At 68.3% G+C, this 25,509-nt stretch carries 26 protein-coding genes, 1 tRNA gene and 1 other RNA gene; 17 read left to right on the top strand and 11 right to left on the bottom strand.

From position 1 onward, the window contains the following. Window positions 1–5: 5 nt before the first annotated feature. The 8 genes from AB0M51_RS29460 to AB0M51_RS29425 all read left to right on the top strand — a co-directional run bounded on the left by AB0M51_RS29460 (window position 6) and on the right by AB0M51_RS29425 (window position 6,650). Window positions 6–146: a hypothetical protein gene (locus tag AB0M51_RS29460; protein WP_344189269.1), complete on the top strand. Its 141-nt coding sequence runs from the start codon at window positions 6–8 to the stop codon at window positions 144–146. Window positions 147–250: 104 nt separating this feature from the next. Beyond that, window positions 251–664 (top strand): hypothetical protein, encoded by a 414-nt coding sequence (locus tag AB0M51_RS29455; protein WP_344189271.1) that lies wholly within the window; start codon window positions 251–253, stop codon window positions 662–664. 23 nt (window positions 665–687) lie between these two features. Beyond that, window positions 688–1,779 carry a hypothetical protein gene (locus AB0M51_RS29450; RefSeq protein ID WP_363751372.1) on the top strand — a complete coding sequence of 364 codons (1,092 nt, stop codon included), beginning with the start codon at window positions 688–690 and terminating at the stop codon, window positions 1,777–1,779. Between the two features lie 150 nt (window positions 1,780–1,929). Then, complete coding sequence (locus AB0M51_RS29445) at window positions 1,930–3,204, top strand: extracellular solute-binding protein (RefSeq protein ID WP_344189281.1); 1,275 nt, start codon at window positions 1,930–1,932, stop codon at window positions 3,202–3,204. Beyond that, a complete protein-coding gene (locus tag AB0M51_RS29440; protein ID WP_344189283.1) occupies window positions 3,201–4,136 on the top strand; it encodes a sugar ABC transporter permease in 936 nt (311 codons plus the stop codon). Before AB0M51_RS29445 ends, AB0M51_RS29440 begins: the two co-directional genes overlap by 4 nt. Further along, a complete protein-coding gene (locus tag AB0M51_RS29435) occupies window positions 4,129–5,031 on the top strand; it encodes a carbohydrate ABC transporter permease (RefSeq protein WP_344189286.1) in 903 nt (300 codons plus the stop codon). Before AB0M51_RS29440 ends, AB0M51_RS29435 begins: the two co-directional genes overlap by 8 nt. Beyond that, the gene (locus AB0M51_RS29430; RefSeq protein WP_363751369.1) at window positions 5,031–5,591 is read left to right on the top strand and encodes a hypothetical protein; all 561 of its coding nucleotides are present in this window, start codon (window positions 5,031–5,033) and stop codon (window positions 5,589–5,591) included. Before AB0M51_RS29435 ends, AB0M51_RS29430 begins: the two co-directional genes overlap by 1 nt. Window positions 5,592–5,864: 273 nt before the next feature. Further along, window positions 5,865–6,650: an endonuclease/exonuclease/phosphatase family protein gene (locus AB0M51_RS29425; RefSeq protein ID WP_363751367.1), complete on the top strand. Its 786-nt coding sequence runs from the start codon at window positions 5,865–5,867 to the stop codon at window positions 6,648–6,650. Here the strand turns inward: AB0M51_RS29425 and AB0M51_RS29420 are convergent. Next, window positions 6,637–7,179, bottom strand: coding sequence for a TetR/AcrR family transcriptional regulator (locus tag AB0M51_RS29420; RefSeq protein WP_363751365.1), 543 nt, complete (start codon window positions 7,177–7,179; stop codon window positions 6,637–6,639). The two genes, AB0M51_RS29425 and AB0M51_RS29420, sit on opposite strands and share 14 nt — an antisense overlap. Window positions 7,180–7,349: 170 nt before the next feature. Here AB0M51_RS29420 and AB0M51_RS29415 point away from each other — a divergent pair, with 170 nt between their 5' ends. Then, window positions 7,350–8,141, top strand: coding sequence for a nitroreductase/quinone reductase family protein (locus tag AB0M51_RS29415; RefSeq protein ID WP_363751515.1), 792 nt, complete (start codon window positions 7,350–7,352; stop codon window positions 8,139–8,141). Here the strand turns inward: AB0M51_RS29415 and AB0M51_RS29410 are convergent. From AB0M51_RS29410 to AB0M51_RS29395, 4 genes are read right to left on the bottom strand one after another with little or no spacing between them, the layout of a single operon-like run. Further along, on the bottom strand, window positions 8,136–8,876 hold the full coding sequence (locus tag AB0M51_RS29410; protein ID WP_363751363.1) for a class I SAM-dependent methyltransferase: 741 nt from the start codon (window positions 8,874–8,876) through the stop codon (window positions 8,136–8,138). The genes AB0M51_RS29415 and AB0M51_RS29410 overlap by 6 nt on opposite strands. A gap of 9 nt (window positions 8,877–8,885) precedes the next feature. Continuing rightward, window positions 8,886–9,356 (bottom strand): hypothetical protein, encoded by a 471-nt coding sequence (locus tag AB0M51_RS29405; RefSeq protein WP_363751361.1) that lies wholly within the window; start codon window positions 9,354–9,356, stop codon window positions 8,886–8,888. Between the two features lie 32 nt (window positions 9,357–9,388). After that, window positions 9,389–11,692, bottom strand: coding sequence for an FtsX-like permease family protein (locus tag AB0M51_RS29400; protein ID WP_363751359.1), 2,304 nt, complete (start codon window positions 11,690–11,692; stop codon window positions 9,389–9,391). Continuing rightward, window positions 11,689–12,384, bottom strand: a complete 696-nt coding sequence (locus AB0M51_RS29395) for an ABC transporter ATP-binding protein (RefSeq protein WP_344189302.1) — start codon at window positions 12,382–12,384, stop codon at window positions 11,689–11,691. Before AB0M51_RS29395 ends, AB0M51_RS29400 begins: the two co-directional genes overlap by 4 nt. 141 nt (window positions 12,385–12,525) lie before the next feature. Between AB0M51_RS29395 and AB0M51_RS29390 the strand changes: the two genes are divergently transcribed. Genes AB0M51_RS29390 through AB0M51_RS29380 form a run of 3 tightly spaced genes read left to right on the top strand, consistent with a single transcriptional unit; the run spans window position 12,526 to window position 14,773 of the window. Continuing rightward, window positions 12,526–13,302, top strand: a complete 777-nt coding sequence (locus AB0M51_RS29390; RefSeq protein ID WP_363751513.1) for a histidine kinase — start codon at window positions 12,526–12,528, stop codon at window positions 13,300–13,302. Beyond that, window positions 13,299–13,949, top strand: a complete 651-nt coding sequence (locus AB0M51_RS29385) for a response regulator transcription factor (RefSeq protein WP_344189305.1) — start codon at window positions 13,299–13,301, stop codon at window positions 13,947–13,949. The genes AB0M51_RS29390 and AB0M51_RS29385 overlap by 4 nt, the downstream gene beginning before the upstream one ends. 8 nt (window positions 13,950–13,957) lie before the next feature. Beyond that, entirely contained in the window at window positions 13,958–14,773 is an 816-nt protein-coding gene (locus AB0M51_RS29380; RefSeq protein WP_363751355.1) for a phosphotransferase, read from the top strand. 45 nt (window positions 14,774–14,818) lie between these two features. Here AB0M51_RS29380 and AB0M51_RS29375 read toward each other — a convergent pair. Next, a tRNA-Ser gene (locus AB0M51_RS29375) sits at window positions 14,819–14,906 on the bottom strand. A 70-nt stretch (window positions 14,907–14,976) separates the two neighbouring features. On the opposite strand from AB0M51_RS29375, the gene AB0M51_RS29370 reads away from it, so the two are divergent. Continuing rightward, window positions 14,977–15,489 carry a GNAT family N-acetyltransferase gene (locus tag AB0M51_RS29370; protein ID WP_363751353.1) on the top strand — a complete coding sequence of 171 codons (513 nt, stop codon included), beginning with the start codon at window positions 14,977–14,979 and terminating at the stop codon, window positions 15,487–15,489. Here AB0M51_RS29370 and AB0M51_RS29365 read toward each other — a convergent pair. Then, on the bottom strand, window positions 15,478–16,293 hold the full coding sequence (locus AB0M51_RS29365; RefSeq protein ID WP_363751351.1) for a TIGR03620 family F420-dependent LLM class oxidoreductase: 816 nt from the start codon (window positions 16,291–16,293) through the stop codon (window positions 15,478–15,480). The two genes, AB0M51_RS29370 and AB0M51_RS29365, sit on opposite strands and share 12 nt — an antisense overlap. A 116-nt stretch (window positions 16,294–16,409) precedes the next feature. Between AB0M51_RS29365 and ffs the strand changes: the two genes are divergently transcribed. Both ffs and nadE read left to right on the top strand, forming a co-directional pair. Then, an RNA gene (ffs, locus tag AB0M51_RS29360) (signal recognition particle sRNA small type) lies at window positions 16,410–16,506 on the top strand. Window positions 16,507–16,541: 35 nt separating this feature from the next. After that, a complete protein-coding gene (nadE, locus tag AB0M51_RS29355) occupies window positions 16,542–17,360 on the top strand; it encodes an ammonia-dependent NAD(+) synthetase (RefSeq protein WP_363751349.1) in 819 nt (272 codons plus the stop codon). Here the strand turns inward: nadE and AB0M51_RS29350 are convergent. The 3 genes from AB0M51_RS29350 to AB0M51_RS29340 are packed head-to-tail and all read right to left on the bottom strand — an operon-like array spanning window position 17,353 to window position 19,094. Next, the gene (locus AB0M51_RS29350) at window positions 17,353–18,201 is read right to left on the bottom strand and encodes an alpha/beta hydrolase (protein ID WP_363751347.1); all 849 of its coding nucleotides are present in this window, start codon (window positions 18,199–18,201) and stop codon (window positions 17,353–17,355) included. The two genes, nadE and AB0M51_RS29350, sit on opposite strands and share 8 nt — an antisense overlap. A gap of 9 nt (window positions 18,202–18,210) precedes the next feature. Continuing rightward, on the bottom strand, window positions 18,211–18,615 hold the full coding sequence (locus tag AB0M51_RS29345) for an SRPBCC family protein (protein WP_344189317.1): 405 nt from the start codon (window positions 18,613–18,615) through the stop codon (window positions 18,211–18,213). Between the two features lie 2 nt (window positions 18,616–18,617). Further along, a complete protein-coding gene (locus AB0M51_RS29340) occupies window positions 18,618–19,094 on the bottom strand; it encodes a MarR family transcriptional regulator (RefSeq protein WP_363751344.1) in 477 nt (158 codons plus the stop codon). Between the two features lie 153 nt (window positions 19,095–19,247). Here AB0M51_RS29340 and AB0M51_RS29335 point away from each other — a divergent pair, with 153 nt between their 5' ends. Further along, the gene (locus AB0M51_RS29335) at window positions 19,248–20,876 is read left to right on the top strand and encodes a long-chain fatty acid--CoA ligase (RefSeq protein ID WP_363751342.1); all 1,629 of its coding nucleotides are present in this window, start codon (window positions 19,248–19,250) and stop codon (window positions 20,874–20,876) included. A 7-nt stretch (window positions 20,877–20,883) separates the two neighbouring features. On the opposite strand, the gene AB0M51_RS29330 is transcribed toward AB0M51_RS29335, so the two are convergent. Beyond that, window positions 20,884–21,699, bottom strand: a complete 816-nt coding sequence (locus AB0M51_RS29330; RefSeq protein WP_363751340.1) for a nucleotidyltransferase domain-containing protein — start codon at window positions 21,697–21,699, stop codon at window positions 20,884–20,886. A 165-nt stretch (window positions 21,700–21,864) separates the two neighbouring features. Here AB0M51_RS29330 and AB0M51_RS29325 point away from each other — a divergent pair, with 165 nt between their 5' ends. Beyond that, a complete protein-coding gene (locus tag AB0M51_RS29325) occupies window positions 21,865–25,437 on the top strand; it encodes a DNA polymerase III subunit gamma and tau (RefSeq protein WP_363751338.1) in 3,573 nt (1,190 codons plus the stop codon). Window positions 25,438–25,509: the final 72 nt, after the last annotated feature.

The following is a 25,509-nucleotide window of genomic DNA, read 5'->3' as shown; positions in this document are numbered from 1 at the left end:
GGGAAGTGCAGCACGACGAGATCAGGGCGGCGTACGACCCCGTGTTCGACGTTCTCGATGCCAAGACCTTGCCCGACTGGCTACCCGACGGCATAGCCCGGTTGAGGGAACTCGCGGCCGGATCGCCCGCGCCGAAGCCGGCATGACCAGTGGTTCCCCGCTGACGGCACGTGGGACGTTCGCGGCACTGCAGAGGCCTATACCACCAGGTAACGTGAGAGGAATCCTGATAACGGAGCGAGGGCGAGCAGTGGACTACGAGGCATTCAGGGCGGAGTACAAGCCGGTATTCGATGTTCTGGACGCCAAGACGCTTCCTGATTGGCTCCCGGCGGCCATCGCGCGGCTCAAGGAACTCGCGGCCAGTATCGAAGACCCGGGCGATCGTCGTACCGCCGAGAATCAGATCGCCTCGATCGAGGACATTCTTGACGAGGAGATGGACGGCCCACCGATCTCCGAGGCGATGATGGAGGCGATCCGTGTCCACAGCGCGGCCGGCGCGAGCCACGGAACGCCGGCGGAACGCATCGCCCGCGCTGAGGCCGGTATGGCTGCCATCGGACGCATCGCCGAGGCGAACCCGTCCGAAGAGGCGTCGATCATGAACTTGAACGAGTCGCTCTACATGCTCGTCCTGTCCTTACAGCCGCCCGCCAGATGAGCGTCTCCACCTACCGGGAGCTGATGGCCGAGCAGGCCGGTGCCGCTGTCCGGGTTTCCGGTGCCGACCACTCGTCGTGGAACGGCAGGGTTGCTGTCGCCGCGCCCGAGCGCAAAGTGCGGGGAGCGGTGACCTGGAACAACACAATCGAGTACGCCGACGAGAAGACGACAGTTCCGCTGAAGGAGATGTTCGCCAACGCTCGCGTGCACAACCAGGACCGGGAGACGCTGAAGTCGTATCGCGAGGCCGTCAAGACGGTGTTCCACGAGAACACCCACCTCCTGGCAGCGGCGGGAAGCAATCACAGCGATGCGCAGCAGGCCTTCCAAGACCCGAGCGTCCGGGCGCTGGAAGAAGGAATTACCGAGGTCCACAGCTACGACAACCTGAATCGTTATATCGACGACCTGGGTCTGGAACAGGTCGCTCCCGGAATCAGCTCGGCCGACGCGGATCCTTCGTACCGGGAGTACACCCCGGCGGCTCGCCGGTTCGCGGCCGACCTCGGCCGGCAGACAGGCCAGGAGTCGGAGGACGTCGTACGTCGCCTGGCCGTCGTCAACGCGGAACAGAAGTTCCGGGTAGCGGCCGAAATGATGTATGACAACAGCGATCTCCCCGGATTGGTGCCGGATCAGGAGCGGGCTGCCGCGGTCTCCCGGATCGAAGAAGCAATGAAGCCGGCGTTCGCCGGGGTGGCCGATCTCGACTCCTCCGACCGTCAGCAGTTGCGGCGGCAGTCCGCCAAGGCCGGGGCAGCCTCCGTAGAAGCCGGCAATGCCGAGATCATGTCTCTCAAGCAGCAGTGGAGTATGCCGGCTCCGGAGCAGCAGGTGCAGCGTGGGAGTGCGGCGGAACAGGGGCGCGACACGCAGCAGACCCAGTCTTCGCGGCAGTCGACAGGTTCGGGTGGACAGCAGGAAGTGCAGGTGCCGCGGGAGCCGAATGCATCGGCGTTGCCCCCGGATCTCGCTGCAGCGGCGCGTGCTGGGCTCACGGGTTCGCGGCCGCTCTCGTCTGCATCGCGACTGTCGGAGGATCGGCAGGGCTCGCGTGGGGCTGCAACCTCCGCCGTCGGGCAGCAGCGGCAGGGGCCTGAGACTCAGCGCTGACGGGGCGTTGGTTGGAACTGCGATCGATTCGGTTCCGATCTTGATCGAATGTGATCGTTCGAGCGGTGAGGTATTGACTGGGAAAGCCCTTACCCATACCTTCGCTGCACTTGGGTCCGGCTGAAGGACAGTGCGCGAAGGAGTTGCCCGGTGAGACGTGGAGTGGGACTGACTCTGCTGGCCGCTGCGCTCAGCGTTGTGGTCAGTAGTTGTGGCAACGGGGTGATCGACAAGAGCACCGACGGAGTGCCCCCGGCGGAGGCGACCGGGACGTTGCGGGTGCTGATTCCGTCGTTCCCGCCGAGTACCAAGGGACGGGAGGCGTTCCAGAAGGTCGTCGACGACTTCCACAAGACCTATCCGAAGATGAAGGTCGAGCCGGACTTCGCGACGTACAAGAACCTGAACGAGAAGATGTCGACCTCGATCGCGGCCGGCATCCCGTACGACGTGATGGTGACCGGTGTCGGCTGGGTCCAGCCGTTCGCGTCGAAGCGGATCTTCGAGGATCTCGGCAAGTACGGCGTGACGCCCGACTTCATCAAGGAGAAGAGCACCCCGGCGCTGATCCCAGCGGTCACGTACGACGGCAAGCTGTACGCGTACCCGCTGGTCGCGGACGCCCGCGCGGTCGCGCTCCGTAAGAGCGCGTTCATCGAGGCCGGCCTGGACCCGAACAAGCCGCCGACGTCGCTCGAGGAGATCAAGGCCGACGCCGAGAAGCTGACCAAGCGGGACAAGAACGGCAACATCACCCGCAGCGGCTTCGACCTCGCGTCGGCGACGGGTTTCCGGCAGTCGTTCACCACCTTCCTGGCCTCGACCGGTACGCCGTTGTACGTCAAGGGCGAGCCGAACTTCGACAACAAGGCCGGCCTGGACACGCTGCTCTGGATCAAGTCGATGATCAACAACGTGCAGCCGTACGGGCAGACCAACGCGGCGCAGCAGCCGCTCGTGCTGACCGGCGAGGCCGCGATGGGCATCGTGAACGGCGGCGTCGACTGCTCCGCGGACGGCATCGGCCAGAAGAACTGCGACGACCTGAAGTTCTTCCGCTTCAACAGCGGCAAGGAGATCGAGTACGTCGGCGGCGACCTGGCGTCGATCGGGTCCCGCAGCCGGCACAAGGACGCGGCTTGGTCGTTCATCCAGTCGCTGACGAAGCCGTCGAGCCTGGACACCCTCGCCAAGCTGAACAAGAAGGTCCCGGCCTACAAAGACGCCAGCAACTCGCCGCAGGCGAAGTCGAACCCGCTGAGTCAGTTCGTCGCCGACGGCCTGGTGTACGCGGTCAACGAGAACGAAGTACCGGGCAACTGGCTCGAGATGCGCGGCAACTTCGACATCCAGCTCACCCAGGCGGTCCTCGGTCAGAAGGATCCGGCGAAGGTGCTGCACAACCTGGCAGGACAGTCCCGATGAGTACAACTCTTGAACGGCCCGCGCTCACGTCCGCCAAGGTCTCGTCGTCGAAGGGGGATCGGACCCTGGTCCGCGGCCAGGTCCGCGCCGGCTGGGCACTGCTGACCCCCGCGCTGCTGCACTCCGGCATCTTCATCGTGATCCCGGTGATCGCGGTCGTGGTGCTCAGCCTGACCGACTACAGCTTCGGCGACTCGTTCGACTGGGTCGGTTTCACCAACTACACCGACCTGTTCAGGGATCCGAACTTCCTGGCGTCGCTGTGGCACACCGTGCTGTACGCGGTCGTGGTGATCCCGATCTCGATGGCGATCTCGCTCGCGGTGGCGATCGGCCTGAACCAGAAGATCCGCGGTCTCGGCTTCTTCCGTACGGCGTTCTACATCCCGACCGTGACGGCGACGGTCGCGGTGGCCACCATCTGGCTGTGGATCTACAACCCGGGCTCCGGCCTGGCGAACGGGTTCCTCAGCCTGTTCGGGTTCGCGCCGAACCGCTGGCTGGCCGACCCGGGGACCGCGCTGCCGTCGCTGATGGTGGTCGGCATCTGGCAGGGCCTCGGTACCAAGATCATCATCTACCTGGCCGCGTTGCAGGGCGTGTCCCGCGACCTGGTCGAGTCCGCGCAGCTGGACGGCGCGGGCCGCTGGCAACGGTTCGCGAACGTCACCTGGCCGGCCATCGGCCCGGTCCAGTTCTTCGTGCTGATCACGTCGATCGTCGGCACCTTCCAGGTGTTCGACCTGGTGTACGTGATGACGCAGGGCGGCCCGGGTTCGTCGACCCGGGTGCTGGTGATGGACATCTACCAGAACGCGTTCCAGAACCTGAAACTCGGCTACGCGTCCGCGGAGACCGTGATCATGATGATCGTGATCGCGATCTTCATCGCGGCCGGGCGCCGGCTCCAGAAGGCGGATACCAATGACTAGTGTTTCGTTGCCGGCCGTCGGTTCCGCGAAGCCGCCGGCGGTCCGGGCAGGCCGGATCCTGCTGTACGTCGTACTCACCGTCGGCGCGCTGCTGATGATCGTGCCGTTCGTGTGGATGCTGCTGACCGCGTTCAAGAGCAACGGGGAGATCGCGAAGTTCAGCTGGCTGCCGTCCGAGCTGCGCTGGCGGAACTTCGTCGAGGCGATGCAGACCGCGCCGTTCCTGCGGTACTTCCGGAACAGCCTGCTGATCGCGGTCGGCGAGACGGCGTTCACGCTGGCGGTCTGTACGACGGCCGGGTACGCGCTCGCCAAGCTCCCGTTGCGCGGCGGCAAGGCGCTGCTGAACTACTTCATCGTGCTGCTGATGGTGCCGTTCCAGATCATCCTGGTGCCGCTGTTCCTGATCGTGAAGTCGATCCCGCTGTTCGGCGGCAACAACATCCTCGGCCAGGGCGGCATCGGCTGGCTGAACTCGTGGTGGGGCCTGATCATCCCGCTCGGTGCGGCGCCGCTGTTCACGTTCCTGGCACGGCAGTTCTACGTGTCACTGCCGGACCAGTTGGCGCAGGCGGCGCGGGTGGACGGGCTCGGCGAGTTCGGGATCTTCTGGCGGATCATGACGCCGCTGGTGAAGCCGGCGCTGATCACGATCGCGGTGTTCCAGATCGAGGCCGCCTGGAACGGGTTCCTCTGGCCGCTGATGATCACCACGTCGGACGAGATGCGCCCGCTGCAGCTGGGGCTGGCGATCTTCTCCCAGAACCCGGCCGAGATCCAGTGGCCGTACCTGATGGCGGGTACGGCGCTCGCGACGCTGCCGATGATCGTGCTGTTCGTGTTCGCCCAGAAGCGCTTCGTCGAGGGTATGGCGAACGTGGGGATCAAGGGCTGATGCCGATCGTCTTCGTCGACCTGGAAACCACGAGCGTCCGGGAGCCCTGGCTCCCGGACGGCCGCCAGATCTGGCAACTCGCGGTGATCCGCCGCGAGGACGACGGCCGCGAGACGGCCTACAACCGGTTCATCCAGCTGGACGAATTGGACCTGTCGACGTCGACGGAACGCGCGTTGGAGATCAGCCGCTTCGACCGCCACCCGTCGCTGAACGGCTCCACCGAGAACGTCTGTAGCGGGCGGGAGGCGGCGCAGTTGATGGTCGACCTGACCGCCGACGAGCCGGTGTGGGTCGGCGCCGCACCGTGGATGGACGCGACCGACGTACTCCATCTGATGGATCGGCACGGACTGGTCGGCGCCGCACCCGACGTGCCCTGGGACTTCCGGCTGGTGTGCGTGATCAGTCAGTTGCTGGGGCGGACCAAGGCCGCGCCGACCGCCGAGGTCGGGGAGATGGCTGCGGCTGTCGGGATCGACCAGTCGTCGTACGCGATCCACGACGCGCTGGCGGACACGTACTTCGTGCGCGACCTGTACGACGCCCTGCAGCGCTAGACGATTCCTCGAACAGGTGCTCACCCCGCCCCGGGCGAGCACCTGCGAGGCCCCCTCCACTGCGGTGGTCCCGAAGAAACACCGGAGCTTCCCCACGGCCCCCCGCTGGGTCACTCACCCGTTTATCGGTGCAGTGTGCCGTCCGTTACAGCGTTCGTGCGCCTTTTTCGCGAGTTGCCGAAATGATTTCAAGAACTCCGACGTTTTGTACGACGTTCCGCACGCGGCGCGCGACCGTGGGTAAGTAGTTCCGTTGCCGGGCACCACGACAACATGCGGATCACCGTCCTCACCCTCAACGTCCAGCGCCGCACCGCCTCGATCAACGCGGAACTGCGTCGGCTCGCGCCCGATCTGGTAGCTCTCCAGGAAGTCGGCTACTCCAGCCAGCTGGCCGAGCTGACCGACGGCACCGGCCTGCAGCACACCACCCACCAGGCGGGCGTCATCGACCTGCCGTCAGCCACGGACGGATCCGTGTTCGCGAGCCGCTGGCCACATCGTGTCGTCGAGATCCTGGACCACCGCCCCTCGTCCGACTCTGACTGCCACTGGTGGACACTGGGCGCCGCAGTCGACGTGCCAGGTCTGGGCGAGCTGCTCGTCATCCTCCCGACGACCCCGTGGCAGCTCGACCAGTCGGCTGCCCGCGAGGACCAACTGATCGCGGTGGCCGATCTCGACGCGCGCCGGCGTCGTGCTCTCCCCACGATCATCGCCGGCGACTTCAACGCCGCCCCCGACTCCGCGGGCATCCGCTTCCTGTCCGGCCTGCAGTCCCTCGACGGTCGGAGTACGGCGTACTTCGACGCCTGGGCGACCGCCGGGGAAGGCCCGGGCCACACGTGGACGACGAACAACCCACTGGGCGCCCAGGAGATCGACCAGCTGCTCGGCCAGTCCAGCCACCATCGCCGCATCGACTACGTCTTCGTCGGCACCCCGCACGCGCACCCACACGCGCGAGCCCGGATCGTCAATACCCGTCTCGTCGGCCTGGAGAAGCCGTTCAGCGATCACTACGGCGTACTGGCCGAACTCGACGTCACGCTGGCGTGACGTGGGCGTGGACGACGTACCGGACGATCGGTTCGAGGTCCGCCGTGCCGAGGAGCTCGAGGGCGTTCGTGGCGCGAAGTACGGCGATGCCGTGCAGGTTCATCCACAGGGCGGTGGCGCGCAGTTCGGCGTCCTGGGGCTGCAGCCGGGCGACGAGATCGACGAAGGTCTTGAACAGCGGCAGTGACGTCGCGCGGAGATTGCCGCCCGCGCCGGCGAGCAGGTCGTGGCGGAAAATCAGGTCGAACATGCCGGGGCGTTCGGCGGCGAACTCCAGGTACTTGCGCGCACCGGCCAGCAGCTGTTCCTCGGGGCCCGCGCCGGCAGGCGGCTGGAGCCGGGCGGCGAGGTCCTGGAGGCCCGTCGCTGCGATCGCCGAGAGCAGGGAGTTGTGCGTGGGGAAGTACCGCCGGGGTGCGCCGTGCGAGACGCCGGTACGGCGGGCGATCGCGCGCAGCGTGAGACCGGCGAGGCCTTCCTCCTCGAGGAGATCGACCCCGGCCTGGACGAGCCGATCGGGCAGGGACACGGCGCTATTGTCTCCTGCCCGGACTGGGGTACTATCACCGACGTGACTGCCGGGTCGGCTTCGAGCCATTACCGAGTTGGGTCCCCGGCTGCGTTCTGAGCGCCGCGCGGGCCCCGCCCGCCTTCTCTGATGTCTGCGTTTCCCCTTCACGACACCAGAGAAAGAAGCGAATCCTGAACGATTTCACCGCACAACTCATCGCGGAGTTCAAGGCGAACTCCGGCCGCGTCGGCGGCCCGTTCGAGAACTCCAGGTTGTTGCTCCTGACAACCACCGGCGCGCGCACCGGCGAGCCGCGGACCGCGATCCTCGGCTACTACCCGGACGGCGACCGGGTGCTGGTCGTCGGCTCGGCCGGCGGCAGCCCGAAACACCCGTCCTGGTACCACAACCTGCTGGCGAATCCGCAGGTCAGCGTGGACACGGGGCTGTTCAGCTACCCGGCGACGGCAGTCGTTCTGCGGGACGCCGAGCGCGACGAGGTCTTCGCCCGACTGGTCGAGGCGGACGCCGGGTGGGGTGACTACCAGGACCGTGTGACCCGCACGATCCCCGTCGTCGCGCTCGTCCCGGGTGGACCGCCGGGCGGGCGAGGCTCGCTCGCTGAGGCACTGAAGAACATCCACGCCGCGTTCCGGCGCGAGCTGGACCTGATCCGCCACGAGATCGCCACGTCCGGCGCCGCGGGGCTGGGCGCACAGCTCCGCATCAACTGCCTGACCGTCTGCCAGGGCCTGCACTACCACCACACCGGCGAGTCGACGATGCTGTTCCCCGGCCTGTTGGAACAGCATCCGGAGCTGACGGACGTGGTCGCCGTACTGCAGAAGGAACACGACCAGCTCGCCGTACTGCTGGGCGAGCTGGAACAAGCCGTGACCCTGGAACAGGTGGACGAGCTGATCGCCCAGCTCAACGCCCACCTGAACCGCGAGGAGGAGGCGCTCCTTCCTTATCTATAAGGGTTTCCTGGCCAACAGCGCGTAGGAGTTGGGCAGTCGGCCGGACCAGGCGGCGGCGTTTGTGCCGTCTTGCGGTCGCCAGAACGGTTCGGCGTACTCCTCGAGGACTTGGAGGTGCAGGCCGGCGGTGGTGATCGCCGTGACGATCTGGCCGAGCGTCCACTGCCACTCCTGCGCGCCGTTGCCCGGGAATGTGTCGTTGACGTGGGTCTTGGCGAAGTAGCTCCGGTCCGGGCGGATCCGCGCTTCGTCCTCGTCCCACGTCCACAGCGGCACGGCCGGGTGGCCCTCGTACACGAACAGGTGCCCACCCGGCCGTAGCACGCGCGCCACGTCGCGCGCCCACGCGTCGATGTCCCGCATCCAGATCAGCGCGCCCTTGCCGGTGTACACGAGGTCCGCAGCCGCGTCCTTGACCGGTACGCCGGGCACTTCCGCCACGACGTACCGGCAATCGACGCCCACGTCCCGAGCTCGCCGCTGCGCTGCTCCGGCTGCGGTCGAGCTGTAGTCGACACCGACAACTCTCCGCGCTCCGGCCTTCACCAGCCCCACATCGTCGAGCCCGTGTCCACTCTGCAGGTGCACCACGAACGGCCCGGCCGCCAGCACGGGAGCCAGTAGCTCATGCTCCCGCTCCACCAGCAGCCCGTCACCCCGCGCCGCCTCCAGCAACTCGTCATACTCCCGCACATGCTTGGCGGAGGCCTGCTCCCAGATCGCCCGATTTCCCATACCTACAAGTCAGCCCGGCCCCATCGCTTCTAGCAACTGCATATCGTGTACGTCGACAGGCCGCAGCTCGTATCCCTGGTGTGACCGGAGCTGCGCACTCAGCGGCATACACCGCACCAGTTGCCCACCGATCCGCCCCCCGACCGGAGGCGGGATGAAGTACGTGTTTCCGTCGAAGTCCAACTGCTCGGTCCCACCACCGGCCACCGGCGTGCTCGGATGCAGGTCCACCCGATGTCCGTCCGCCACGTGCGTCAACTGCACCGTCACCTCCACGAACCGGGCATCCGTCACGCCGTACCTGGCTCCCTCCAACACCCGAACCACGTCATCCAACTGCGGCCGAACCACCCCGAGGTCCAGGTCACCATGCACCCGCGTTTGCCGCCCGACTAACGCATCCACCCCCCACCCCCCGTCGACCCAAACGTCAAACGATGCGAGCACCTCCAACAACTCCAACACCCGCTCCGGCGTCATGGATGTCTTTCTACCAAGGAGTTCCGACAATTTCACTCGTTGTGGAGGACTTGGGCGATCGTCGTACGGGCGGCTGTCCGTGCGGGGAAGTATGCGCCGGCGGCGGCGATCACGACGCCGGCGAGTACCAGGAGGACCAGAAGCCCAACGGGGTAGACGTGAAGCATGAAGGCGGGCAGTTCGATCTGGGCGCCCTTTGCCATCGCCGGTACGACGAGGCGGTGGGCTATGACGCCCAGCGGGATACCCAGGAGGCCTCCGACGACACCTAGTGCGCTCATTGAGGTCACGACCATCACTGTCACCTGTGCAGGCGTCATACCGATCGACTTGAGCATGCCCAGGTCCCGGCGACGTTCGCGGGTGTTGAGCACGACGGTGTTGAACACACCGAGCGCTGCAACGGTCCCTAGCATCAGGGTGAGCAGTACTACGGTCGCGACGACGACGGCCACGAACGTACCGGCGTCCTGGCCCTCGCCTTCCGCCAAACCCGAGTCTTTTGCCTGCACAGCCTTCACGACCGCGTCCAGGTCGGTCCCGGGCTTCACGTTGATCTCGTAGAGGTTCGCGCGCTGCTTGGGAGCGACCAGCGCGAGCGTCGACCAGTTGGAGAGCACTTCGTCGCCTGAGTTGTACATCGCCTTGCCGACGATCTGCACGCGCACGCTCTTGCCTTGAGCCTGCAGGGTGATCGTGTCACCGAGCTTCAGCCCACGTTGCTGCAGGAAGCGCTCCGAAACGACCACCTGGCCCGGGCCGTCGAACCAGCGGCCCTCCAACATCAGGAAGCCGAGCTGCTGGAAGTCACCGCGGTAGAACGACACCCGGACGTCCGTCTGCGCCCCGGCCACGCGCATAGGCAGATCTGTGCTCGCTGCAACAGAAGTGACGCCCGGCGCGGAGCGTACAGCCGCTTCGTCCTCGGTATCGGACAGCTTGGCGCCTGGCGGTGCTCCTGGACCGGGGCCAGTCGGCCCAGCGAACATCGTGAGGTCAACGGCGTTCACACGGCTCGCAGCGGTCTGGTACGTCGTCAGCGACTTCCCGAGGCCTACGGCCAACGTCACACTGGTGACCCCGAGCACGATAGCCGCCAGAGTCAACGCCGTACGCCCAGGGCGTGCGAACGGCAACCCCAGGCCGAGACTCGTCGACCGTGGCAGCCGCGTCCCGCTGAGCCACCGCTGCACCCGCAGCCCTCTGCCGGCTCGCGGCGCGCTTCCGGCGCTGATCGCCTGAGATGCAGACAGACTCCGAGCCCGCAGCGCAGGTACTAAGGCAGACAGTGCCACTAGCCCAGGTACCCCGAGCAGGCTGGCGACGTCCACCCAGACCGGGACGCCCGTGGCACCAGCGCCGTAGTTCTCGAACGCCTTTGTCAGTAAGGAGGTGGCAAGGACGTTGCCTAGCACAACGCCACCGGCACAGCCGATCACAGCAGGGATCGAGACCATCCCGAGGTACACCGTGAGCACCTGTGTCGGTGTGAAGCCGAGCGCTTTCAGTATGCCGATGTGCTTGAAGCCGGCGACCACAGCACCACTGACCACGTTGGCCACGATCAGCACCGCCACAGCGAGGCCCAGCCACCCGAACACCATCAGGAACGGCACGAACGTGTTCGGCTGCGCTGCGACCTGCGCCCGTAAGGCCAGGTAGGACTGCGTCCCGATCACCGCGCTGCTAGGGATTCCCTGTGTCACGGCCTCCTGGCCGGCCGTCACTTCAGCGTTGGTGGCTGCGTGCGTGAAGCGGTAGAGCATCTGGGTAGACGTGGGCCGCAGCGCGTTCAGCTGCTCAGGTGTCACCCACGCGTCCGCCGACTGGCTGACGCTGTAGGCGAACCCGACGACCGTGAAGGTCTGCCCGCCGGCCGTGATGGTCCCGTTCAGCTGCGGAGCACCGCGACGGTTCTTGTCCGTAGGGTTGCGGTTGAGCACGATCTCACCCGTTTTGGTTGCCCAACGCCCCTGCCACACGTTGAGGCGGTCCACAGCACCACCTGGATCCGCACGGCCCACGGTGTCGAGTGAGTCCGCCATCGGCCCGCCGAGCTCCAGCGTCTTCTGCGCGAACGGTCCGGCAACAGCCGCCGCACTCTTCGCCGCTTGTGTCAGTTGCGCGTCGGTGACCTTGCTCCGGTCGTACGACGCCGTCAGTTGCGAACCGCTCTGTTTCGCGTACGCCTGGTCGAACGGGCCGCTCGACGCCGCCAGCAGGCCGAGCGCGACCACGATCATCGTTGTGGAGAGCAGGACGACCACACTGATCACCACCGTCTGCACACGGCGTCGCCGTACCGCAGCACGGGCAACCGGCCAGACGGCGCTCACGACGTACGCTCCAGGCTGCGTTCGGCCGCGACCTGCCCGTCGACGAAGTCGATGACGCGGCTGGCGCAGCGTGTCGCGAGTTGCTGGTCGTGGGTGACCAGGAGGAGCGTCTGGCCGATCTGGTTGAGGTCCAGCAGCAGGTCCATCACCTGTTCGCCTGCGCGAGTGTCGAGCGCTCCTGTCGGTTCGTCTGCCAGCAGGATGGCCGGCCGGTTCATCAGCGCGCGGGCAACGGCTACGCGTTGACGCTCACCGCCGCTCAGCTGCGCCGGATACGTGTTCCGGCGACTCGCGATGCCGAGCTCTTCGAACAGCTCGAGCGCACGCTTCCGTGCGGGCGCGGCCGACGTACCTGTGAGCTGCGCGGCCAGTGCCACGTTGTCCAGCGCCGACAGGTCGTCCAGCAGGTTGAAGAACTGGAAGATCATCCCGATCCGCCGTCGCCGGAACAGGGCGAGCCCCTTCTCGTCGAGCGCGCCCAGATCGTCGCCGTGCACCACGACCGAGCCCGACGTCGGCCGGTCGAGTCCGGCGACCATGCTGAGCAATGTCGACTTGCCGCTTCCGGACGGCCCCATCACGGCGACCGCCTCGCCGGCGTGGATCTCCAGTGAGACTCCGTCGAGTGCGACCGATTCGCCGTATTCCTTGCGTACTGCGGTGAGCTGTACGACCGCGTTGTCCTCCGTCATGGCTCTCACGCTAGGGCTGCTCCGTGGCTCACGGCGTCAGCCTGCCGGGCTAATGTGCCGGGGCTGTCATCCTGGAGATGTACGGCGTGCTCCTGGCGGATGATGCGATCCGGGGGGAGCGTTTGGGACAGTGGTCTCGTGATGTGGTTACTGGTCGCGCTGCCGACCGCGGTCGCGGTGCTGCTCGCGTTCGCGTACGTCCGGGCGCGGCGTGCGCATACGCAAGCTCTGGAGGAGCGCGGCTGGCTGCTGGAGCGCGAACGCGAGACGGCCGCCCAGAGCGCCGTCGACGCGGAACGGGCCCGGATCGCTCACGATCTGCACGACATCGTGAGCCACAACGTCAGCGTGATGGTCATCCAGACCGGTGCGGCCCGGCAGGTGCTGGCTACATCCTTTGAGCAGGCTGAGGCAGCACTGCTGGCAGTGGAGGCCGCAGGCCGCGACACTATGGCTGAGCTCAGGCACCTCCTCGGAGTCCTCGCTCCCAAGGGTGACGACGGCACCCTGTCGCCGCAGCCGAGTCTGACCCGTCTGACCGAGCTGATCGACCGTATGGCCTTCGCCGGCCTGGCTGTCGACGTACGGATCTCCGGCGACCCTTGTCCGCTGCCGACCGGTGTGGACGTCACGGCGTACCGCATCATCCAGGAGGCGCTGACGAACGCCTTGAGGCACGGGGACGGGGTGAAGGCTGAGGTGACGGTCCGGTACGCGTCTCACGCGCTGCGGGTCGAAGTACTCAACACAGGCCAGAGTGTGCTGACCGGTGGGCGGCCTCCTGCTCCGGAAGGGGACGGCCGGGGGCTGCTGGGGCTCAAGCAGCGTGTCGCGGTGTACGGCGGCCAGTTCGACGCCAGGCGTCGTCTCGGCGGTGGCTACCGTGTCCGCGCCAAGCTGCCGCTGGAGCGCCCGTGACCAGGGTCGTGATCGCGGACGACCAGGCCCTGGTGCGTACCGGTTTCCGGATGATCCTCAACGCCCGCGGCATCGAGGTCGTCGGCGAGGCCGCGGACGGGGCCGAGGCAGTGGCCGCCGTACGGCGGTCGAACCCGGACGTCGTACTCATGGACATCCGGATGCCGACGATGGACGGGCTCGAGGCGACCCGGCGCATCCTCGCGACGTCGACGACGTGTCGCGTGCTGATCCTCACCACCTTCGACCTGGACCGGTACGTGTACGCCGCCCTCGCCGCCGGTGCCAGCGGGTTCCTCCTGAAGGACGTGACCCCCGAGCACCTGGCCGCCGCCGTACATCTGGTGACCACCGGCGACGCGCTCCTGGCCCCCTCCATCACCCGCCGCCTCGTCGAACGCTTCGCCACACCACAGCCGACCCTCCATCGGGACCTGTCCACCCTCACCCCACGCGAACTGGAAGTCCTCACCGTCATGGGCCAAGGTCTCTCCAACGCCGAGATCGCCACCGCACTGACCTTGAGCGAGGCCACCGTGAAGACCCACGCGGCCCGGATCTTCGCCAAACTCAACCTCCGCGACCGCTCCCAGGCCGTGGTCCTCGCCTACGAAACCGGCCTGATCACCCCCGGGGAGGGGAGGTAGCCTCTGGCATGAGGGAAGACCTACTCGCCTGGGCAACCGCTATCGTCGGCCCCATCCTCGAAGTCCACCCGCTCCACGACGACCAAGGCCCTTGGCGCCTGGTCACCCGCGACCGCTCCGTCGTACTGCGCGCTCCGACCCCACGCATTGGCCCCGCCATGATCGCCACCGGCGCCACCGCGTTGCGGGTAGCCGAGCGCCACCACCTACCCGCACCCCGCCTCATCGCCGCGGACCTGTCAGCATCCCTCGAAACCGACTTACCCGGCACCACTTCCTGGCCCGTCGGCACCCCCGAGACTCTTCGAGCCGCCGGTGCTGCCCTGACCCGCCTGCACGCGATCGAGCTCCAGCCGGCCGACCACCTACCGTTCCGCCCACGTCCCATCGCCGTCGACGATTTCGCCACCGACCGCCGTACCGGCCGCATGCCCACCACCGCCCTGCTGGACGAGGCCGACACCGTCGTCCGCGCCCACGGCCTCCCGCCCGGCCCCTCGGTCTTCCTCCATGGCGACGTCTGGCCCGGCAACATGCTGTGGTCCGCCGGCACCGTCGCCGCCCTCATCGACTGGAAAACCGCCGGCGTCGGAGCCCCCGGCGTAGACCTCTCCGAACTCCGCAAACAGACAGCCATAACCTTCGGCCCAACCGCTCCCGCCCACGTACTTGAGGGCTGGCAACAAGCCACCGACCGCGAAGCTCTCCACGTCTCGTACTGGGACGCAGTAGCCGCCCTCAACACCCGGACCACCCTCTACTCGCCCTTGGCAACCACCCGCCGCGACGACTTCCTCCGCGAGGCCCTGTCCCAACTCCACTGACCCCAGAAACACCGAAGGCCCGGACCGCAGTCCGGGCCTTCAAGGTGGCGGAGGATACGAGATTCGAACTCGTGAGGGGTTGCCCCCAACACGCTTTCCAAGCGTGCGCCCTAGGCCTCTAGGCGAATCCTCCAAGCGGAGAGGATACCGGGCGGTGGTGGGGAATCCGAAATCGGGGCGGTGGGCGGGCTAGGGTCGGGTGGGTGGCTGAGTTGGGGTTGCGGGCGATCGGGCCTGCGGACGTGGATGCGGTGCAGGAGCTCATCGAGGCGGATCCGGGGTACACGGAGCGGATCACGGGGTATCCGCCGGGGGCGGCGGATGCGCAGAGTCTGTTGATGATGCGGCCGGAGGGGCTGGCGGAGGACGCGAAGGTGGTGCTGGGGGCCTTCGACGGTGAGGCGCTCGTGGCTGTTGCCGACCTGCTGCGGGGGTACCCGAAGGACGGTACTGCGTTCATCGGCCTGCTTCAGGTCCACGCGGAGCACCAGGGCCGCGGCTACGGCAGTACGACGTACAGCCTCGTCCAGCAGTACGTCGAGAGCACCTGGCCGGAGGTACGGACGATGCGCCTGGCTGTCGTCGACACCAACGCGGAGGTTGCTACCGGCTTCTGGGAGCGGCAGGGGTTCGTGGCCACCGGTGAGGCGCGCCCGTACCGGTACGACAAGCTCGAGTCGACCGCACGCCTCTACGAGAAGCAGCTAGCCGAGTAATACGGGCGTCAGCGCTCGCCACTGCTCTATCGGCTGCGGCCCTGTCTCACCGGTGATGACGTTGACGGCCACGTGGTCGGCGCCGGCGTCCAGGTGTTCGGTGAGCTTGGCCTTGATGTCGGCAGGGCTGCCCCACGCGGCCAACGCGTCGATCATGTGGTCGGGGAGTTCAGACAGGTCGCTCTGACGGAACCCCTGGCGCTGCAGCGAAGCGACGTACCCAGGGATCGTCGTGAAGAAGCTGATGGTGTCGCGGGCGATCGCCCGGGCCCTGTCCGCGTCCGTTTCGAGTACGGCGAGGTGGCTGACGGCGAGGAGCTTGTCCGGCCCCAGGACCTTCCGTGCCTCGGCGGAGTACTCCGCACGGGTCAGGAACGGGTACGCACCCGCGGTGCGCTCCGCAGCGAGCTTGAGCATCCGCGGGCCGAGTGCTGCGAGCACCCTGCGCTCGACAGGTACGTCAAGTTGGTCCAGGTAAGTGGTGAGCCGGGCAATCGGCTTGGGACCATGCGCTCCGCCCAGACCAACGGTGAACCGACCGGGCGCAGCTGCCTCCAAGGCGGCGTACGTCTCGTCCACGTCGGCTGCGGCGTACTTCACCACCGCGAGGATCCCGCTCACGAACTTGATCGCCGACGTACCGTCCACCAGGTTCGTGATCGCCTGCAGTCCGGGCAGCGGTCCGCCGGACAGCCAGATCACCGGCCATCCCAGCTCCTCGGCCGCCCGCGCCGCAGCCACCGCCTCCGCGCCGCCGTCCAGCCCCGTGGTGATTCCGAACCGCCCAAATTGATGATCCGTCACCCAACAAGCTTGACCCGAGAAACCGCCGACCGCACCCCTGTTCGCTCACAGCGAGCGCGGTACCTCGTGTCCGGAGTCCGATTCCCGGTTGGCCAGGTGCATCCCGTACACTCTGTCCTGGTTCCCCGCGTGGCGGTATCTCGCCCAATCCCCCCAGGGCCGGAAGGCAGCAAGGGTAAGTGAGCTCTTCCGGGTGCGCGGGGAATCCTCATGTCTAGGCTTGGTCTTCCCGAGACAAGAGGAGCCAGATGAACCCCGAGAGCCGTTACCTGCAGGATCTGATCATCGCCGAGCTCGATGTGCCTGCGACGTTCGACGTGGACAGCGAGATCGAGCGGCGGGTGGAGTTCCTGGCCGACCGGCTCCGGCGGACCGGTGCGTCGGCGTACGTGCTCGGGATCAGCGGCGGCGTCGACTCCTCCACCGCGGGACGGCTCTGCCAGCTCGCCGTGGAGCGGGTGCGTGCGGAAGGGGGTCAGGCGACGTTCGTCGCGATGCGGCTGCCGTACGGCGTGCAGGCGGACGAGGACGACGCCCAGCGCGCGCTCGAGTTCATCAAGGCGGACGAGACGCTGACCGTCGACGTGAAGCCGGCCACCGACGCGATGGTGGAGTCGGTGCGGCACTCCGGGCTGGGCGACCGCGAGGACTTCCACGTCGGCAACATCAAGGCCCGCCAGCGGATGGTCGCGCAGTACCTGGTGGCCGGCGCCCGCGGCGGTCTCGTGGTCGGCACGGACCACGCGGCGGAGGCCGTGATGGGGTTCTTCACGAAGTACGGCGACGGGGCGTGCGACCTGACGCCGTTGTCCGGTCTGACCAAGCGCCGCGTCCGCGCGGTCGGTGAGCGGCTCGGGGCGGGGCCGGAGATCACCGGGAAGGTTCCGACCGCGGATCTCGAGACGAACAACCCGGGCGTGCCGGACGAGGCCGTGCTGGGCGTGACGTACGACGAGATCGACGACTTCCTCGAGGGCCGTGAGGTCGACGAGAAGGCCGCGAGCACGATCATCGCGACGCACCGCCGGACGGCGCACAAGCGGGCCGTCCCGCTCGCCTTCAGCTGAGGAACTCGGTGACCAGCCGGGCGTACACGTCCGGCTGCTCTGCATGCATGAAGTGCCCGACACCGGCCGCGTAGTAATAGGTGCCCTGCCGCACGTCGGAGCGGAACAGCTCGATCTCCTGCTGGCTGGTGGCCGGGTCGTACTCGCCCTTGATCAGCAGGGCCTGCTGCGTGAGCCGGCTGATGTACGGCAGCACCTCGTCGGTGAAGCTGGACGAGCTGGTGATCTGCTCGGAGAAGTGGCCGGAGCGCTGGTGGAACTCGCTGTCGATCTCGGTGTCCGCCGGGAGCTGGAGGTCGCGGGCATCGGGGCCGGTGTAGATCTCCATCCGGTGCTCACCGAGCTGGATGAGCAGTGCGATGCGCTCGTCCCACATGGCCTTCGTCGCCGGACCTGTGTGCGGCGGTAGCTCGGCTCCCGGGAGTAGGGGCAGGGCGGCACGGACGAGGGTGTCGGTGGCGAGCACCATGTCCCAGGCAGGGTTCTCGAAGACGACCTTGGTGATCGCCTGCGGGTACGCCGCGGCGTACCTGAGCGCGATGCGGCCGCCGTACGAATGGCCGATGACCGACCACTGCGCGATGCCGAGCTGCTCGCGCAGCGCCTCGTAGTCGGCGATCAGGTCGAGCTCGCTGACCGGACCGGCGAGTGGGTCGGACTGTTGTACTCCGCGCTGGTCGACGCCGATCAGGCGGAAGCTGCGGGCGAGCCGGTCACCCTGGAACTTCATGAAGTCGTACGAGCCCGCACCCGGACCGCCGTGGACGAACAGCACCGGCGGAGCGTCCGCGGCTCCGCGCTGGTCGACGTACAGCCTGGTGTCGCGGATCTCCGTCAGCATGGGGCGAGCCTAAGCGGTATGCGCCAGTTGCATCTGCCGGATGCGGTTCGCGAGGCGGGCCAGGCGGATGGCGGCGATGTTCCGGTACGCCGGGCGCAGGACGGTCGCGAGCGGCCCGGACTGCTCGAACGTGTGGGTGACCCGGCTGTCGTCGCCGATCGTCCAGGTGCCGACCTCGCGGAAGCCGGGGACCTGCCAGACGATCTCGACCCGGTCCGCCTCGACGACCGTGTACTGCAACTCACCGGTGAAGCCGGGCCGCACGCGGAGCGCGTACCGGGTGCCGGGGTTGGTCTCGCGGGGGCCTTCGACGGCGAGGAAGGCCTCGTTCCACTCCGGCAGGCCGAGGGCGTCCAGCAGCACCTGCCGGATCGCCGCCTGGCCGGCGTGGATGGTCTCGGTGGCCTGTTCCATGACTAGTTCTCCTGATGGGCGAGTTCGGGACCCCGGCGGCGGGCCAGGGCGGCCCCGGTCGGGAAGGCGTCGGCGAGCGAGCGAAGCGTGGTGATGGTCTCGTCGAGCGCCTGGCCGGCGAGACGGTCGTGCATGGTGCGATGCAACCGGTTCTCCGCGGTGACGATGCGGCGGTGCAGTGCCCGGCCCTGCGGTGTCAGGCTGAGTGTGAGGTAGCGCCGGTCGATCTGGTCGACTCCGCGTTTCACCAGTCCTTGGGCGACCAAACGATCGACGAGCCGGCTCGGGCTGTTGCCTGTCTCGCAGACCAGTAGCCCGCCGAGCGCGTTCAGCGTCATCGGGCCGTGGTCACGGAGGACCCGCAGAACCTCTGCCTGGGAAGGCGTGATGCCCAGCGGGCGCAACTCGGCGGCGAGCAGCCGATTGCCCTCGCGCTGGATCGCCAGCACGAGATAGCGAAACTCCTCGACAACCTTCATGACCGACATATTACACGACATGTATGTCGTGTCATCTATTGGTTGCGAGTGTCGCCGGTTGTTGTTGCCTGCGGCTCCAGTTCCGGAAGAGTGCCGGAGAAAGTCCGGTTGAGGTCATGGTCAAGGGCAGGTCGCGGCTGGCACAGTGTCTTCATGAAGGGTCTGATGCAGAACTACCAGCTGTCCCTGGACACGATCTTCCGCCGGGCCGAGCAGTTCTACCCGGACAAGACCGTCTACACAGGCGGTCCGGCGCCGACCAAGCTGACGTACGGCGAGTGGGCCGACCGGACCAGACGCCTGGGCGGGGTGCTGGACACGCTCGGGATCACCGCGGACGGCCGCGTCGCGACGTTCGCCTGGAACTCGGGACGCCACCTCGAGCTGTACTTCGCCGCGCCCTGCACCGGCCGGGTGCTGCACACACTGAACATCAGACTCTTCCCGGACCAGGTCGTGTACATCGCGAATCACGCCGAGGACGAGGTGGTCTTCGTCGACCGTTCGTTGCTGGGGCTCTTCCTCCCGCTGCTCGAGCGAATGCCGCGGCTCAGGCACGTGGTCGTGATGGACGACCTGCCGCCGGGCGCTCCGACGGCGGCGGAGATCCCGGACGATCCGCGGTTCCACGACTACGAGGAGCTGCTGGCCGCCGCGTCCCCGGTCGAGTTCCACGTCGAGGACGAGAACCAGGCCGCCGCGATGTGTTACACGAGCGGTACGACGGGCAACCCGAAGGGCGTCGTCTACTCGCATCGGTCGACCTGGCTGCACTCGGTCGGTGTGCTGACCAACGCCGGGATCGGGCTGGCCGAGACGGACACGGTGATGCCGGTGGTGCCGATGTTCCACGCCAACGCATGGGGCCTCGCGCATGCGGCGCCGATGGCCGGCGCGTCGCTGGTGTTCCCGGGGCCGGACATGACCCCACAGGGGATCCTCAAGCTACTGGTGGAGCAGGAGGTGACGCTGTCGGCCGGCGTACCGACGATCTGGCAGGGACTGCTGCCGTTGCTCGACGGGGTCGAGTTGCCGAAGCTGCGGCGGATCCCGTGCGGCGGTTCCGCAGTACCGGAAGCGCTGTCCGAAGCGTTCCGGAAGAAGCTTGGCCGGCCGATCCTGCAGGCGTGGGGGATGACCGAGACGAGCCCGGTCGCGACCGCGTCCCACGTTCCGGCGCGGAACAAGGACCTTCCCGAAGAGGAGCAGGCACACCTGCGTGCCCGGGCCGGGCTGCCGTTGCCGGGCGTCGAGGTGCGGATCGTCGAGCCGGGTTCGACCACGCCGCTGCCCTGGGACGACGAAGCGACGGGCGAGCTGCAGGTGCGCGGCCCGTGGATCGCCGCGGAGTACTACCGGCCCGACGACGGCGTGCAGCTGAACACCGAGGACGGCTGGATGAAGACCGGCGACGTCGCGGCGATCGACGGGTTCGGTTCGGTGCGGATCGTTGACCGGACCAAGGACCTGGTGAAGTCCGGCGGCGAGTGGATCAGCTCGGTCGAGCTCGAGAACCTGTTGATGGCGCATCCCGCGGTCAAGGAGGCGGCAGTCATCGGGGTGCCGCATCCGAAGTGGGACGAGCGGCCGCTCGCCTGCATCGTGGTGCAGGAGGGTTCGACCGTGACCGGCGAGGAGATCCTCGACTACCTGCGGCCGCTGGTCGCGAAGTGGTGGCTGCCGGACGCGGTCGAGTTCATCGAGGAGGTTCCGAAGACCTCGGTCGGCAAGTTCTCGAAGAAGGACCTCCGGACGCGGTTCGCCAACTACCACCTGCAGTGAGCCGCCGTCAGGCGAAGTCGGTCCCGAAATGGTTGTGGAGGTGCTTCAGCGTCGCGTCGACGAATGCGGTCGGCCAGGGATTGCCGGTGCGCTCGGCCAGCGCGGTGCCACGGGTGATGAACTCGCGGCAGATGTACCGGTTGGCCGCGATGATGTCCGCCGGGTCGGAGCCGGCGGCCGGGACGGCCTCGAGCGTCGCGCGTTGCTCTTCGGACAGCAACGCGTTCAGGCGCTTGGCCCCGCTGGTCCGGCGGACGCCGCGTTCGGCGAGCATGAGCGTCACGAGCTGGTCGCGGACGACCCCGACGCCCTGGTTGCCGACCACCCGTTCGTCCCGCCCGAGCACCGTGACCAGGTTGCCGAGGAAGTAGAAGAAGAGGTGTACGGCGCCGGCGGGCCAGTACGGCTCGGCGGGGCGGCCGCCCTTCGGCTCGATGTCGCCCTCCGGAAACAACGTCCCGTCGCGGTCGAACAGCACCTTCACGCCGTCGTACTGGAACCGGTCGAACCCGGCCAGCGGGTGGATGATCAGATCCACGTGCAGCCAGTTCGGCGTGATTCCGAGCCCGCCGATCAACCCGGGCAGCCGGTCCGCCCAGACGGTCGGCCCGGTGAGCTCCCGCAGTACGTCGTCCCAGTGCTCCGCGTACCACTCGGTGCTGTCGTCCGTGACCACCAGATGTACGTCGACGTCGCTGAACCGGTCGGCGGCCCCGGTGGCGTAGCTGCCGATCAGGTACACCCCCAGCACCCGCTCGTCCGCGGGCAGCACCTCGGCCGCCCGCTTGATCACCGCCTGCTGCTGCTCGTCCCCAGCCGTCATCCAACCCACAGTAGGCGTCCCTGCGGTCACGTCGCCGGGCGTCCGCGCGCCTCGTCGGCCGGGCCACGCGTTCGGACCAGCGACGTACGGGGTGTTGCGGGTGTGGGGCGGGGTGCGGTGGGTGTGGGGCGGGGAAATGTCCGGGGTCGGCGCTAGGGTTGCCGCGTGGAAGCGCCCCTTGCCTTGTATCGCCGGTACCGCCCGGAAACGTTCGCGGAGGTGATCGGGCAGGACCATGTCACCGCGCCGCTTCGGAACGCGTTGAGCAACAACCGGGTGAATCACGCCTACCTGTTCTCCGGGCCTCGCGGCTGTGGAAAAACCACCAGCGCGCGGATCCTCGCCCGCGCGATCAACTGTGAGAAGGGCCCGATCGCGGAGCCGTGCGGGGTGTGCAAGTCCTGCACCGACCTGGCCCGCGGCGGGCCCGGCAGCATCGACGTGATCGAGATCGACGCCGCGTCGCACGGTGGTGTGGACGACGCCCGCGACCTGCGGGAGCGCGCGTTCTTCGCGCCGGTCGAGAGCCGCTACAAGATCTACATCATCGACGAGGCGCACATGGTGACCACGCAGGGCTTCAACGCCCTGCTGAAGCTGGTCGAGGAGCCGCCGCCGCACCTCAAGTTCATCTTCGCGACCACCGAGCCCGACAAGGTGATCGGGACGATCCGGTCGCGGACGCATCACTACCCGTTCCGCCTGGTGCCGCCGAAGGCGCTCGCCGACTACATGGCGACGCTGTGTGAGTCCGAGGGCGTGGCGATCGAGCCGGCCGCCCTGCCGCTCGTCGTACGGGCCGGCGCCGGGTCGGTGCGTGACTCGCTGAGCGTTCTCGACCAGTTGATCGGTGGCGCCGGGCCCGAAGGCGTGACGTATGAGCTGGCGGTCGCGCTGCTCGGGTTCACGCCGGACTCGCTGCTCGACGCCTGCGTGGACGGGTTCGCGGCGCATGACAGCGCGGCGGTCTTCGAGACGGTCGAGAAGGTCATCGAGACCGGGCAGGACCCGAAACGGTTCGCCGAGGACCTGCTGCGGCGGCTGCGCGATCTGGTGGTGCTCTCCGCCGTACCGACCGCTGTGACGTCGGGTTTGATCGAGGCGGCTGAGGACCAGGGGGAGCGGCTGCAGACACAGGCCGCCGGGATCGGCCCGGCGGAGCTGACCCGGGCGGCGGACATCGTCGCCGCGGGTCTGTTAGAGATGCGCGGGGCGACCGCGCCGCGCCTCCAGCTGGAGCTGATCTGCGCCAAGGTGCTGCTGCCAGGCGCCGACGACTCGACGAACGGCATCCAGGCCCGCTTGGACCGCATGGAACGCCGACTCGCCATCGGCGTCCCCGGCGGCACTCCGGACGCCGGCGGAGTTCCGGGTACGCCAGCTGGCGGAGTCGCGGGTGCGCCGGCTGCAGGAGCTGCCGGTACGACGGGGATGGCAGGCGGCGCGGGTACGACGGCAGCCGCCGGGGGCGCGGGTACGACGGGATACGCCCAGCCGGACGCCCCCGCTGGACCTGCAGCCGACGCTGCGTCCAGCCGAGCCGCGGCCAGAGCAGCCGCAACCGCGGGCAGTCGCCCGTCTCCCGGCGCCCCAGCAGGTGGCGCCCCCGCGGGCCATGCTCCGGATGGCGGGCCTGCCGGCGCTGCGGGTGGTGCCGCCGGTGGTGCGGGTACGGCTGACGCAACTGGTGCTCAGGGTGGTCCGCTTGCTGACGCTGCGGGTGGTGCCGCTGGTGGTGCGGGTATGGCCGACGCAACTGGTGCTCAGGGTGGTGCGCCTGGCCGTGCCGCAGGTGGTGCCGCCGGTGGTGCGGGTGCAGGTGACGCAGCTAGTGCTGCAGGTGGTGAGGCTTCGGGTGGGGCTGGTGCCGCCGGTGGTGTGGGTGGCGGTGGTGGCGCTGCGGGCGCGACTGCCGGAGCGGCGGCCGGTGGCGTGGCTGAGGCTGCTGGGTCGCACGCGGGTAGCCCGGCCGGTGGTGGCCGGTCGGCGGCTGATGGAGCGGCCGGAGCGCCGTCTGGTGCCTCGGGCGGTCGGTCGTCGGCTGGCGCGGGTGTAGCTGCGGCGGGGGCGTCGGGCCGTGGGGCGCGTACTGGTGCCTGGGGTGATGACGCGGAGGTGACTCCTGCCGGGTCGGCGGGAGCGGCTGGTGGTTCTGCGGCAGGTGGCGGTCCGGTCAGCGGTGGCGGTCCTGCTGCGGGTGGGGCTGCCGCGGGTGCGCCGGCGGGTACCTCGGCAGCGAATGTTGCTGCTGCGGGTGCCTCGGCGGCGAATGTTGCTGCTGCGGGTGCCTCGGCGGCGAATGCTCCTGCTGCGGGTGCTCCGGCGGGTACTGGGGCTGGGAGTGTGGGGCTGGGGGATATTCGGCGGTTGTGGCCTGAAGTGTTGGAGGCTGTCAAGGCCAAGCGGCGGTTCGCCTGGATCATGTTGAGTCAGAACGCTCAGGTCATTGCGATCGATGAGCAGACGCTGACTCTTGGGTTGGTGAACGCCGGGGCGCGGGAGAGTTTTGCGCGGTCCGGGAGTGACGAGATTCTGCGGCAGGCGATGATCGACACGATCGGTGTGAACCGTCGGGTCGAGGCGGTCGTGGATCCGTCGACCGATCCGGGTGCGGGCGGGGGCGGCGGCTCGGCCGGTCGTCCTGGACCGCAGGCTGGCGGGCCGGGCGGTGCTGGCGTTGGCGGTCCGGCTGGTGGTTCAGCAGGCGCGCCAGGAGTTGGCGGTGCAGCCGTGGGCGGACCAGCTGCGGGCGGGCCGGGCGCAGGCGGCCCAGGCGGCGGTGGCGCGGGTGCGCCGGGTGCCGGCGGCTGGCCGGGTGCTGGTGGGCCGGATGCTGGTGGACCAGGGGCAGGTGGGCCAGGGGGCGGTGGCGTGGGCGCGCCGGGTGCTCGTGGACCGGGTGCTGGTGGTTCCGGTGCGGGGGCTTCGGTGGCTGACGGGGCTGGGGTTGGCGGCTCGGGCGTAGGTGGTCCGGACGCCGGCGGATCAGGCGTGAGTGGGTCTGGGTTTGGTGGATCAGGTGTCGGTGGGCCCGGTGCTGATGGGCTTGGCGCTGACGGGTCAGGTGCTGGCGGATCGGCTGTGGGTGCGGCGACAGCGGGCGGTCCTGGTGCCGGTGGGCCGGGCGTAGGTGGCCCGGGTGCTGGCGGAGCAGGTGTAGCCGGAGCGGGTGTAGCCGGAGCGCGTGCTGGTGGTCCGGGTGGTGCTGGCTCGGGTGCTGGTGGGGCCGGTGCTGGTGGCTCGGGTGTTGGTGGTCAGGCTGGTGGGGGTGGTGCTGGGGCTCAGGGGGCCGGTGCTGGTGGGCGTGGGGCGACGGGCGGGGCCGGTGGGGCGGCGGGCTCGGCGGGGCGTGTGGATGGTGGGGGGCGGTCGGGACAGTGGGATGGCGGGGCGGTGGCTTTGCAGGAGCCGCCGGACTCTGAGTACGACGTACCGCCGGAAGATCCTTGGGACGCCGGCCCCGTGGATCCTCGGCCCGGGGCGGGGCAGGCAGGGCAGGCGGATCGGCGGGAGCAGGCCGCCAGTAAGCGGCGGGCTGCGGAGGCGGCGGTGGCTGCTGAGCAGGCGCGAGCGGCTGCGGCTGCGGCTGCGGCGGCTCCGGACGTGCCGTTGACGCCGGAGGAAGAGGCGGATGCGATCGGGGAGGACGACATGGTGCTCGAGGACGACTCGCGGTCGCACACCGATCTGCTGCGGGACACGCTCGGTGCCCAGATCATCACCGAAGAGCCGAACTGAGTTCACCCGCGCGCCATCCGATGGCAAACAGGTTCGTCCACAGGACTCACGGCACCGTCGCGCTGTGTATCC

Origin of the sequence: Kribbella sp. NPDC051137 (genome assembly GCF_040682535.1) — a bacterium.
Classification (GTDB): Bacteria; Actinomycetota; Actinomycetes; order Propionibacteriales; family Kribbellaceae; genus Kribbella; species Kribbella karoonensis.
This window is presented reverse-complemented; position numbering and strand designations above follow the sequence as displayed.